Source organism: Nonomuraea maheshkhaliensis, from assembly GCF_039529435.1.
Classification (GTDB): domain Bacteria; phylum Actinomycetota; class Actinomycetes; order Streptosporangiales; family Streptosporangiaceae; genus Nonomuraea; species Nonomuraea maheshkhaliensis.
Map to the genome: position 1 here is coordinate 663 of NZ_BAAAMU010000121.1, position 11,826 is coordinate 12,488.

An 11,826-nucleotide genomic window follows, 5' to 3' on the forward strand; every position below is an offset into this window, starting at 1 on the left:
GCCCGCCTCAGAGCCCGCCTCAGAGCCCGCCTCAGAGCCCGCCTCAGAGCCCGCCTCAGAGCCCGCCGAGGTCCTGCTGCCCCGCTTCGACGGCGGCCCTCCGGTACGCAGGGGCGTCCCCACGACACAGGTGGCCGGTCGTACCGTCACGACCGTCTACGACCTGCTCCTCGCCCAGTACGGCGTCCACCGCCCCGGCCTCCCGGGCACCTGGCCGACCGGCTACGACGACGCGACCGAGCCCTACACCCCCGCCTGGCAGGAACAGATCACCGGCGTCCCGGCCGCCCGGGCGCGGAAGATCGTCAGGGAGTTCGCCAGGACGGCCGAGGCCACCGGCGGCAGGTGCATGTTCATCCTGGGCGCGGGCACCACCCAGTGGTTCCACGGCGACACGATCTACCGCGCCTTCCTGTCGCTGCTGCTCCTGACCGGCTGCCAGGGCCGCAACGGCGGCGGCTGGGCCCATTACGTGGGCCAGGAGAAGTGCCGCCCGCAGGCCGGCTGGGCCCTGCTGGCGGGCGCGCTCGACTGGCAGCGCCCGCCGCGCCAGGTCCCCGGTGCCCTGTTCTGGTACCTGCACACCGATCAGTGGCGTTATGACCACTTCGACGCCGGTGAGCTGACCAGCCCGCTGGCCACGGGGCTGTTTCGCGGCAAGCGTACGTCCGACCTGGTGACGGAGGCCGTACGCAACGGCTGGATGCCGATGGCGCCCGCGTTCGACCGCAATCCGCTGGAGCTCGGCGAGGCCGAGGATCCCGTCGCGCACACCCGGGCTGAGCTCGCGGCGGGCCGGCTGAGGCTCGCCGCCGAGACCCCCGACGACCCGCGCAACTGGCCCCGCGTCCTGACCCTCTGGCGCTCGAACCTCCTGGGCTCCTCCGCCAAGGGCAGCGAGTACTTCCTGCACCATCTCCTGGGCGCCACGTCCAACCTGGAGCACCCGGACCCGCGCGCCCCCGTGGGCAAGCTGGACCTGCTGCTCACCCTCGACTTCCGGATGACCTCCTCGACGATCTTCTCGGACGTGGTGCTGCCCGCCGCCACCTGGTACGAGAAGCACGATCTGTCCTCGACCGACATGCACCCGTTCGTGCACGCGTTCAACCCGGCCATCAGCCCGCCCTGGCAGACCCGCACCGACTTCGCCGCCTTCCACGCCATCGCCCGCTCCTTCAGCGACCTGGCCAAGGACCACCTGGGCGTGCGCAGGGACGTGGTGGCACTGGCGCACCAGCACGACACGCCCGGCGAGCTGGCCGGACGCGGTCAGCCCGAGCTCGTGGTGGTCGAGCGCGACTACGGCGCGGTCGCGGAGAAGCTGGCCGCCCTGGGACCGCTGACGGAGAAACTGGGCATCCCGGTCAAGGGCGTGACGTTCCGGCCCGACGAGGAGGTGACCTGGCTGGGCGAGCGCTGCGGCCTGGTGCCGCGCGGCGTGGCCAAGGGCCGGCCGGAGCTGGACACCGAGGCCAAGGCGTGCGAGGCGATCCTCGCGCTGTCGGGCGTGAGCAACGGCCGCCTGGCCGCGCAGGGCTTCCGCCAGCTCGCCCGGCGCACCGGGCGGAGCTTCGAGGGGCTGGCCGCCGAGGGGCACCGGATCGTCTTCGCCGACACCCAGGCCAGGCCGGTCCCGGTGGCCGCCAGCCCCGAGTGGTCGGGCAAGGAGTCGCACGACCGCCGCTACGCGCCGTTCACGATCAATGTCGAGAACGGCAAGCCGTGGCACACGCTGACCGGGCGCACGCACTTCTTCCTCGATCACGAGTGGATGCACGAGTACGGCGAGGCGCTGCCGATCTACCGTCCGCCGCTGGACCTGGCCGCGCTGTACGGCGAGAGCGGCACCCTGCGTTACCTGACCCCGCACAGCAAGTGGTCGATCCACTCCGAATACCAGGACAACCTGCTCATGCTGTCGCTGTCCAGAGGCGGCCCGACGATCTGGATGTCCACCGAGGACGCCACGGACCTGGGGATCGCCGACAACGACTGGGTGGAGTCGGTCAACCGCAACGGCGTGGTGGTGGCCAGGGCGATCGTCTCGCACCGGATGCCGAAGGGCACGGTCTTCATGTACCACGCCCAGGACCGGCTGATCGACGTGCCGAAGTCGGAGGCCACGGGCCTGCGGGGCGGCGTGCACAACGCGCTGACCCGGGTGCTGATCAAGCCGACGCACCTGATAGGCGGCCACGCCCAGCTCTCGTACGGCTTCAACTACCTCGGCCCGACGGGCAACCAGCGCGACGAGATCACCACGATCCGGCGCAGATCACAGGAGGTGCGTTACCGGTGAAGGTGATGGCACAGATCGCCATGGTGATGAACCTCGACAAATGCATCGGCTGCCACACCTGCTCGGTCACCTGCAAGCAGACCTGGACCAACCGGCCGGGCGTCGAGTACGTCTGGTTCAACAACGTCGAGACCCGCCCAGGCCAGGGCTATCCGCGCCGGTACGAGGACCAGGAGCGCTGGCGCGGCGGCTGGGAGCTGACCCGAGGGGGCAGGCTCAGGCCGAAGGCCGGCGGCCGGCTGCGCAAGCTGCTGACCATCTTCGCAAATCCGCTCATGCCGTCCATCCAGGACTACTACCAGCCATGGACGTACGACTACCAGAACCTCACGAACGCCCCGCTCTCCGACGACGTCCCGGTGGCGCCGCCCAGGTCGCTGATCACGGGCGAGCCGATGAAGATCGAATGGAGCGCCAACTGGGACGACGACCTCGGCGGCGACCCGAGCCCCGACCCGGTGCTGTCGAAGGTGTCGGAGCAGGTCAGGCTGTCGTTCGAGCAGGCGTACATGTTCTACCTGCCGCGTATCTGCGAGCACTGCCTGAACCCGTCGTGCGTGGCCTCCTGCCCGTCCGGCGCCCTCTACAAGCGGGCCGAGGACGGCATCGTGCTGGTGGACCAGGATCGGTGCCGGGGCTGGCGGATGTGCGTGACGGGATGTCCGTACAAGAAGGTGTATTTCAACCACAAGACCGGCAAGGCGGAAAAGTGCACGTTCTGCTACCCCCGGGTGGAGGTGGGGCTGCCCACGGTCTGCTCCGAGACGTGCGTCGGGCGGCTGCGCTACCTGGGCGTCCTGCTGTACGACGCCGACCGCGTCACGGAGGCGGCCTCGGTGGCGGACGAGCGTGATCTCTACGAGGCCCAGCTCGACCTGTTCGTGGACCCGTACGATCCGGCCGCCGAGCGCGCCGGGCTGCCCGCCGACTGGCTGGAGGCCGCCCGCAGGTCGCCGATCTACGACCTGATCAAGCGGTACCGGATAGCGCTGCCGCTGCATCCGGAGTACCGCACGTTGCCGATGGTCTGGTACGTCCCTCCGCTCTCCCCCGTCGTGGACGCTCTGTCCACCACCGGGCACGACGGCGAGGACGCGGGCAACCTGTTCGCCGCCATCGACTCGCTGCGCATCCCCGTCGAATACCTGGCCGAGCTGTTCACCGCCGGGGACCCGGCGCCCGTGACGGCCGCGCTGCGCCGGCTGGCCGCGATGCGGTCGTACATGCGGGCGGTCAACCTCGGGGAGGAGCCGGCCCTGCCCGACGTCGGCCTGACCGAGGAGGAGCTGAACGCGATGTACCGCCTGCTCGCCCTGGCCAAGTACGACGACCGCTACGTCATCCCGACCGCCTACGGCAACGTGCCCGGCGTCGTGGAGGAGGGCGGCTGCAGCCTCGACTACGACGGCGGGCCCGGCATGCAGGGGCCGTTCGGGGAGGCGTCGGGTCGTCCCGTGCCGGTCTCGATCGAGAGCTTCCACGGCCTGAAGGAGCGCCAGACCGGCGACGAGATCACCCACGACCGGGTCAACCTGCTCAACTGGGACGGCCGCGGCGCCCCGGCCGGACTTTTCCCGCGAAGGAAGGGCAAATCATGAATCCCGCCGTCGTCTGGCAGGCCGCCGCCCACCTGCTCGCCTATCCGGACGAACGCTTCTGGCGCCGCCTGCCGCTCATCAGAGAGGCCGCGGAACCGCATTTCGCCACGTTCCTGGCGCTCGCCGCGGAACTGGGCTCCAGCGAGCTGGCCGCCCACTACGTGGAGACGTTCGACCTGCAGCGGCGCTGCTGCCTCTACCTGACCTACTACACCGACGGCGACACCCGCCGGCGCGGCGAGTCATTGGCCGCGCTGAAGGAGCGCTACCGGAGGGCGGGCTGGGAGCTGATGGAGGACGAGCTGCCCGACTTCCTGCCGGTGCTGCTGGAGTTCGCCGCGCTGGACGACTCGGGAGCCGCGCTGCTCAACGAGCACCGGGCAGGGCTGGAACTCCTGCTCGCCGCCCTGCGCGAACGCGACTCGCCGTACCGGCATGTGCTCGGCGCGGTGTGCGCGGCGCTGCCGCCGATCGCAGGCGCCGACCGGGCGCTCGCCGCGCGGGTGGCCGCGTCCGGGCCGCCCGCCGAGAGCGTGGGAGGCTACCGATGAGCTGGGGCGAGAGCAGGTCGTGGACGATGGGCGGCCAGCGATGAGCTGGGGCGAGGACATGTTGTGGACGGTCGCGCCGTACGTCACCCTGGTGATCTTCGTCGGCGGGCTGATCTGGCGGCACAAGTACGACAAGTTCGGCTGGACCACCCGCTCCTCCCAGCTCTACGAGAGCCCGCTGCTGCGCGTGGCCGCCCCGCTGTTCCACTACGGGCTGCTGTTCGTGATCGTCGGCCACGTGACCGGCCTGGTCATCCCGCTCGCCTGGACCGGCGCCGTCGGCGTGTCCAACGAGGCGTACCACGCCAACGCGGTCGTCTGGGGCGGCCTGGCGGGCCTGGCCACCCTGACCGGGCTGGCCCTGCTGATCTACCGCCGCCGCACCAAGGGCCCCGTCTTCCTGGCGACCACGGTCAACGACAAGGTGATGTACGTGGTGCTGGCCGGCGCCATCGTCACGGGCACGGTGACCACGATCGCGGGGCTCGTGCCCAGCGAGGTGAGCTATCGGACCACGGTCGCGCCCTGGTTTCGCGGCATCTTCACGCTGCGTCCCGACGTGGTCGCGATGAGCCAGGCGAGCGGTCTTTACAAGGTGCACACCGTGGTCGGGATGATGCTGTTCCTCCTTTTCCCGTTCAGCCGCCTGGTGCACGCGCTTTCCGCCCCGGTGGGGTATTTGTTCCGTCCTTACATCGTGTATCGGAGCCGCTCGGATGGCGCGCCAAGGGGCCCGGGAGGCGTCCGGGTACGCCAGAATCGACCCTTGTGAAGCACGGGTACACCAACAGCACATTCGGCGACGGCGCCCTGGTCGTGAAGTGCTACCAGGGTCCCGAAGCGGCCTTTCGGCTGAGCACGGAGAGCCGCTATCTGCGCCGCCTGCGTGGCCGCCTGCCGGTCCCCCGCGTCCACCAGGTCACCTCGACCAGCCTGACCACCCGGTTCGTCGACGGCTCCCACGGTCAGGATCTCATCGACGAGGGGCGGGCGGCCGAGGTGTTCGCCGAGTGCGGACGCATGCTGGCCCGCATCCACCGGCTCGGCATCGTCCACGGCGACTACGGCCCGCAGAACATGCTGTTCCACCCGGCCACGATCGAGACGGCGGCGATCCTCGACTGGGAGTGGGCCCATCCCGGCCGGCCGGTCGAGGACCTGGCCTGGCTGGAGTGGATCGTCCGCAGCCACCATCCCGAGCAGGTGCCGCTGCTCTCCCACTTCTTCGCCGCGTACGGGGACGACGTTCCCGGCTGGCCTGAGCGCCAGGCGGCCATGGTGGCGCGCTGCCGCGACCTGCTCGACTTCTGCGCCCGCTGGGAGCCTGGGGGCGGCGGGGAGAAACTGTGGCGCGAACGCCTCGACGCCACGGCGGCCTGGACGGAGTAACCCGCGCCTCGACCTTCCGGACCGACCAGCCCGCAGCCCTTGACCGGTTCTGTCGGTGGCCTTTGCTTGACTACGGGCATGACCAGTCAAGTGATCCTCGTGCTAGGCGCCACCGGCTCCACGGGCCGCCGCGTGGCCGAGCAACTGCGGGCCTCAGGTCATCGCGTTCGGGCCGCCTCCAGGAGCGCTGAGACCCGGTTCGACTGGACCGACCCCGCTACCTGGCAGACCGCCGTGTCCGGCGCGTCGGCGCTCTACCTGATGGCCCCCGACGGCACCCCGATCGATCCCGCGTTCGTGTCGCTGGCCGTCGAGCAGGGCGTCGAGCGCATCGTGCTGCTGTCCAGCGGCGGCATCGAGACCATGGGCGACGAGCGACTGCTGTCCGCCGAGCGCACCGTCCGCGACAGCCCGGCCGAGTGGACGATCCTGCGGCCAAGCTGGTTCGACCAGAACTTCGACGAGGGCTTCCTGCGGCCCGCGATCATGGTGGGCGAGCTGGTGCTGCCGCTCGGCGACGTCGGGCAGGGCTTCGTCGACGCGGGCGACATCGCCGCCGTCGCCGCCACGGCCCTCACCGAAGACGGCCACGCCGGGCAGACCTACGAGCTCACCGGGCCGCGCTCGCTGCCGTTCGAGGAGGCCGTGCGGATCATCGGCCGGGCGAGCGGCCGCGAGGTGCGCTACAAGGGCGGCGACGAAGACTACATCGCGGCCAACGGGTTCTCGGGAGAGTCGATCCAGGCGACCAAGGCGTTCGCCGCATTGCGCGCCCTCGGCGACCAGCCGGTGACCGAAACGGTGGCCCAGGTGACAGGACACCCAGCCAAATCCTTCGAAACCTACGCCAAACAAGCCGCCGCCAACGGCGCCTGGCGCTGACCGAGGCCCGCGCCCGGCCACAGCAGGTGACGCCGCCGGAACTCCGCGCGCCACCTGGACCCCCTGGCGCTGGCCAAGCCAGGACGGATCAGGAGGCCAGTTCACGCACCAGCGCCACCGCCTCGTCCAGGAGGCCGAGCTCCCGGTCGCTGAGTGTGCGGTTGGCGTCCCGGATCGCCTCGGCCTCGTCCAGGGGATCGCCCACGTCCAGATCGTCCCCCAGCTCGGCCACCAGCGCGGCCAGCGCCGCGCGGGCCTCCTCCGGCCGGCCGAGCTCCTCGTCCACGGCCACCTGCGCGATGATCAGCGCCGACAGTGCACAGTCGAGCGCGGGCGGCCCAGGCCGGGAGTTGGCCCAGTCGATCACCACCGGCCCCTGCGGGGCGAGCATCACGTTGTCCGGATGCAGGTCCAGATGCAGGATGCGATCACCCGGGCCGCCCGGCTCCATGGGTGGGATCTCGTGCAGCCGCCGCAGTAACCCCGCCAGGATCCGGCCCACCTGCCCCGCGTCCACCTTCCCCTCGGTGAACGCCTGCAGCAGGGTCGGCCCCCATACCAGGCCCATCACCAGGTCGGTCGCGCGGCCCTCGCCGGGGAAGACCTCGGGGACGGGATAACCGTGCGCGGCCACGTACGCCATGACCGCCGACTCACGGCCGGCGTCGAGGTCGTACCGGTAGCGGCGCAGCACCCGGCCGCCGCCGATCGCGTACACGTCGGCACTGCGCCCGACCCCCAGCAGTTCCCCGATCCGCATACGGCCAACCTACGGGCCGACCCCCGGCCACGCGCGGCTGAGCCAGGCCGAAGCACCACGACCGAGTCGGACCGACGCACCGCGACTCGCCACGAAAGGGGCTCTGATCACCCGGCGACCCGGTCCAGCTCGGCCAGTTCGGCCGTGTGCTCGCCGGCCATCGTCTTCGCCAGCTCGCGCACCCGCGCCGAGCCACCGGCGTCACGCTCGCCGTTCGCCACCAGCACAAGCTGGTTCAGGTACGCCCGTAGCAGCGAGGTGAAGCGCCGCTCGAAGGCGTCGCCACGCAGCCCGTCCAGGGCACGCAGTTCGTCGGCGGTGGGCATACCGGGCATGTCGTGCAGAGCGTGAGGATTGTCCCCGGTAACCCCGGCCTCGGCGAGCAGCGCCCGCAACCGCCCGCGCCCCTTCTCATGCGCGGTGCCGAGCCGACGGGCCAGGCCGATGATCGGCTTCCCGGCCCGGCCCGGGGCCAGTTCAAGCAGCGGCACGACCCGCCCGTGCAACGCCTCGGCAAGCTGCAACCAGGCCAGATCAGTCGGGCTGAACCCAGCGGCAGCACTCGTACCCGACCCCACGGCGGCCGACCCCCCGGAGCCGGCCCCGTGAGAACCGGCGCCGTGAGAACCGGCGCCGTGAGAACCGGCCCCGTGAGAGCCGGGCGCCTGAGAACCGGACGCCTGAGAACCGGACACAGCAGGAGCAGGCACCGCAGCAGCCGGGCCCCGACCGGGAGCAGAGCAGCTCGCAAGGGCCAAGCACGCCGCCACCACCACGAACGACATCAACCCACATCTCAGCACCGGAACCATCCCCAGGCGAAGGGCCCGGGCGAGCGGGAAGGGACGCCCGCCCGGGCAAGATCTACGACGGCCACCCGTCGGCGCCGACACGTGACGACCAGCCCTACGACGGCCGCCCATCGGCGCCGCACTTGATGACCGGCCTGATGCAGTCACGCACCCGCCGCTCCATCTCCTCGACCGGCCAGGCGTTGAAGAAGTCGCCGTGCATCGTGAACCCGCCCCCGGACGCCAGCCGCAGCCGCGAAGGATCGCCGGTCACGGGGTAGCGGATCACCTGCCGCAGCTTCGGCACCGGCACCGGATGGCTGCTCGGGCACTGCAGGCCCACCGGATAGGCCATGTGGCTCTTGTGGTCGGCGGAGTCCAGGTCCCGCCCGTTCCAGCACTGCGGGAAGTCCAGGTATGACTCCAGCATCGTCCCGGACGGGCAGTTCACGAAGTCCTTGGAAGGGGGCACGTGCCCGGCGTGCAGGCAGGACCACCGGGAGATCGTCGTGTCGTCGGGCCCGGTCGCCCTGGCGTTCCCGGCCACGATCCGCAGCCCGAGGGGCAGCGGCTGGGTCCTGGCGACGATGTCGTCACGCACGCCCTCGCCGAGGTAGTAGAACGTGATGATGGCCGGCTCCACGGGAGCGCCGTCCCGGTAGAGGGTCGGCACCCAGTACGACGACTTGTCCACGGCCGGGTTGCAGTTGGTCGCGCCCCGCTGCAGGTCGGCGAGCTGGGTGTGGGCGTTGGTGACGCGGCTGCCGAAGAAGCTGTGCATGTGCGAGGCTCCGGGCAGCCCGGGGAAGACGATCGGGTCGTCGGGCAGCCGGTGGCTGAACGGGCAGTCGGCGAGGAACTCCGCCACCCGTACGGGCTCGGCCGAGGCCGGCCCAGGCGCCACGGCGAACGTGGCGAACAGCACGGACAGCAGGGCGATCAGTCGTGAGACGGGTAACATGGCGGCTCCCTTGATCATCGGTGGACCCGTACGCGGTCGACGAACATCCGAAGCGGTGAAGGCGGACTCGCTCTGGCCGAGCAGGACAGCGCGGGCGGGCAACGCGAACGCGCCGACGATCTGGCACTCGCCACGACAGCCAGGCAGCGCAGGGGTGGGCTCACGAGGTCTCCGTCAAACTGGGGTGTTGGTTCGAGGGAGCGCTCCCTGAGAAGGAGCGTGCTCGCCTCCCCACCAGCTGTCAAGACGCCGGTTAACCCCGCCGAAACCTCCCCGAAGCGATCGAGCGCCCTCGCTCACCGCCAAACATTCGTGCCACCAGCGATGACTCGCCCTGGACGACGCGAACCCGCCTCCCCCAGCCTCCGCCAAGAAACCTCGGAATCCACCCGTCCTTGACTCTCCACTCGACCGCGCCACCCCCCTTTTAGGGAGCGCTCTCTCACCATAGCCAGCAAGGAACGACAGGAAGCCGACCCGAGGCCGCGGCACGACAGCCCTGAGGCGCTACAGCACCGTGAGGACGTAGAGCAGCGCGTTCATGCTGGTTCCGCTGACGATGTCGCGCTTGTCGATCAGGCGGCGGACGTCCGTGAGCGGCACCTACTCGATGCGCTCGGCCTCCCATGCCTCGGAGGGTGGGCCGATGTGCTGCGCGCTGTCGGCGCGGAAGATGTGGTGTTCAGAGTCGGAGAGGCCGTTGGTCGGCTGAGCGTAGAGCAGCGGACGCAAGGGGCCGGGCCGCCAGCCGGTCTCCTCCTCGAACTCGCGGGCGGCAGCTGCGATCGGCTCCTCACCCTCGTCGATCTTGCCGATCGGAATCTCCCAACCCCAGGTGTCGGTGATGAACCGGTGTCGCCAGATGAGCAGCACACGCTTCCGCTCATCGGTGACGACCGCGCCGGCTCCGGGCGGCGTACGGATGAGGCGATGATCGAGATGCCTTCCGTCCGGAAGCTCCACATCGGCCACCCGGACATCGAGCCAGCGGTCTGTGTACAGCTGTTCTTCCGAATGGACCTGCCAGCGCATACGGCTGCTCCCAGCGTGGACGCCTGAATCGGCACCACGCTACAAAGGGAATGCCCGTCTGCTGCCTCGCACGACCAAGATCACCCTTTTGCCGTTGCCACTTGAGGCCGCCCGCGACATGGGTAAGGCCTTGGAAGCACCTGGTGTCCCTGCCGACGTTCACGACGGATACAGGTTGGCCCTGGTGTCCGTCTGGGTGGGCCTGGTGGTCTGGTGCGATGGGGACCGCTACTGGTGGCGCACCGGCTGGGATCCACACCGCAGGAGGGTCACTCAGCCCGGTGACCTCCGAAGCCTCGCTGGTGCCGAGCAGGGGCCGGCCCGACGATGGAGGACCGACCCCTTCAAAGCCTTGAAGCGACCCCGGTCAGCCCTTGATGCAGATCAGCTGACGCAGGTGCGCGACCACCTGGACCAGGTCCGTCTGGGCCGCCATCACCGACTCCAGGTCCTTGTAGGCCCCCGGAATCTCGTCGATCACCCCGGAGTCCTTACGGCACTCCACCCCGGCGGTCTGCTCCTGCAGGTCCTTCACGGTGAACGTCTTCTTCGCCTTGTTCCTGCTCATCTTCCGCCCCGCCCCGTGCGAGGCGGAGTCGAAGGCCGCGCTGTTACCAAGACCCTTGACGATGTAGGTGCCGGTGGCCATCGAGCCCGGGATGATGCCCAGGTCGCCGGAGCCGGCCCGGATCGCGCCCTTTCTGGTGACCAGCACGTCCACCCCGTCGTAGCGCTCCTCGGCCACGTAGTTGTGGTGGCAGGAGATCGTCTGCTCGAACACGATGTTCGGCAGATGGCGGCGCAGCACGTCGCAGACCAGGCCCATCATGACCGCACGGTTGCGCCGCGCGTAGTCCTGGGCCCAGAACAGGTCGCGCCGGTAGGCGTCCATCTCCGGCGTACGGCCGAGGAAGACCGCCAGGTCGCGGTCCACCAGGCCCTTGTTGTGGGAGAGGCCGCGGGCGACCCCGATGTGGTGCTCCGCGAGCTCCTTGCCGATGTTGCGCGAGCCCGAGTGCAGCACGACCCACACCCAGCCCTCGTCGTCGGCGCAGACCTCCAGGAAGTGGTTGCCGCCGCCGAGCGTGCCCATCTGCACCTCGGCGCGCTCGCGCCGCGCGTGCACGGCCGGCGCGAGGTCGTCGAAGTCCTTCCAGAACTCCGCCCACCCGGCCGTCTTCATCCCGTGCACGTTGCCCGGGTCGACCGGCCGCTTGTGGTGGCCGAACCCGACCGGCACCGCCTGCTCCAGCTTCCCGCGCAGGTAGGCCAGGTTGTCGGGGAGCTGCGAAGCCTTGTACGAGGTCTTCACCGCGGTCATCCCGCACCCGATGTCCACGCCGACCGCCGCCGGCGAGACCGCGTCCTTCATCGCGATGACCGAGCCCACCGTCGCGCCCTTGCCGTGGTGCACGTCCGGCATGACGGCGACACCGTGGACCCACTCGAGGTTCGCCACGTTACGCAGTTGCTGCATCGCCTGCGGATCGACCGTCTCGGGCTTCGCCCACATGCGCAGCGGCCGCCTGGTCCCGGTCACCTCGTTGTACGTCATCTCCG

Annotated in this window: 10 protein-coding genes and 1 pseudogene; 6 read left to right on the plus strand and 5 right to left on the minus strand. The window is 70.2% G+C overall.

The features are described from left to right. From ABFX54_RS45550 to ABFX54_RS45575, 6 genes are all read left to right on the plus strand, one after another. The coding region (locus tag ABFX54_RS45550; protein WP_346113257.1) for a molybdopterin-dependent oxidoreductase at window positions 1-2,302 on the plus strand (2,302 nt) is incomplete at its 5' end. 5 nt (window positions 2,303-2,307) lie between these two features. Further along, entirely contained in the window at window positions 2,308-3,900 is a 1,593-nt protein-coding gene (gene narH / locus ABFX54_RS45555) for a nitrate reductase subunit beta (protein WP_346113291.1), read from the plus strand. Beyond that, window positions 3,897-4,451, plus strand: coding sequence for a nitrate reductase molybdenum cofactor assembly chaperone (gene narJ / locus ABFX54_RS45560; protein ID WP_346113259.1), 555 nt, complete (start codon window positions 3,897-3,899; stop codon window positions 4,449-4,451). The genes narH and narJ overlap by 4 nt, the downstream gene beginning before the upstream one ends. A gap of 40 nt (window positions 4,452-4,491) precedes the next feature. After that, the gene (gene narI / locus ABFX54_RS45565; RefSeq protein WP_346113260.1) at window positions 4,492-5,223 is read left to right on the plus strand and encodes a respiratory nitrate reductase subunit gamma; all 732 of its coding nucleotides are present in this window, start codon (window positions 4,492-4,494) and stop codon (window positions 5,221-5,223) included. After that, window positions 5,220-5,840 (plus strand): phosphotransferase, encoded by a 621-nt coding sequence (locus tag ABFX54_RS45570; RefSeq protein WP_346113261.1) that lies wholly within the window; start codon window positions 5,220-5,222, stop codon window positions 5,838-5,840. Before narI ends, ABFX54_RS45570 begins: the two co-directional genes overlap by 4 nt. A 78-nt stretch (window positions 5,841-5,918) precedes the next feature. Then, complete coding sequence (locus ABFX54_RS45575; protein ID WP_346113262.1) at window positions 5,919-6,722, plus strand: SDR family oxidoreductase; 804 nt, start codon at window positions 5,919-5,921, stop codon at window positions 6,720-6,722. Between the two features lie 88 nt (window positions 6,723-6,810). Here ABFX54_RS45575 and ABFX54_RS45580 read toward each other — a convergent pair whose 3' ends face one another. The 5 genes and pseudogenes from ABFX54_RS45580 to ABFX54_RS45600 all read right to left on the minus strand — a co-directional run bounded on the left by ABFX54_RS45580 (window position 6,811) and on the right by ABFX54_RS45600 (window position 11,821). Further along, window positions 6,811-7,482 carry a phosphotransferase gene (locus ABFX54_RS45580; protein ID WP_346113263.1) on the minus strand — a complete coding sequence of 224 codons (672 nt, stop codon included), beginning with the start codon at window positions 7,480-7,482 and terminating at the stop codon, window positions 6,811-6,813. A 107-nt stretch (window positions 7,483-7,589) separates the two neighbouring features. Continuing rightward, complete coding sequence (locus tag ABFX54_RS45585; protein ID WP_346113265.1) at window positions 7,590-8,006, minus strand: DUF305 domain-containing protein; 417 nt, start codon at window positions 8,004-8,006, stop codon at window positions 7,590-7,592. A gap of 382 nt (window positions 8,007-8,388) precedes the next feature. Next, window positions 8,389-9,234, minus strand: coding sequence for a DUF1996 domain-containing protein (locus ABFX54_RS45590; protein WP_346113266.1), 846 nt, complete (start codon window positions 9,232-9,234; stop codon window positions 8,389-8,391). A 507-nt stretch (window positions 9,235-9,741) separates the two neighbouring features. Continuing rightward, window positions 9,742-10,266: pseudogene (locus ABFX54_RS45595) on the minus strand (NUDIX domain-containing protein). 367 nt (window positions 10,267-10,633) lie between these two features. Next, window positions 10,634-11,821: an RtcB family protein gene (locus tag ABFX54_RS45600; RefSeq protein ID WP_346113268.1), complete on the minus strand. Its 1,188-nt coding sequence runs from the start codon at window positions 11,819-11,821 to the stop codon at window positions 10,634-10,636. Window positions 11,822-11,826: the final 5 nt, after the last annotated feature.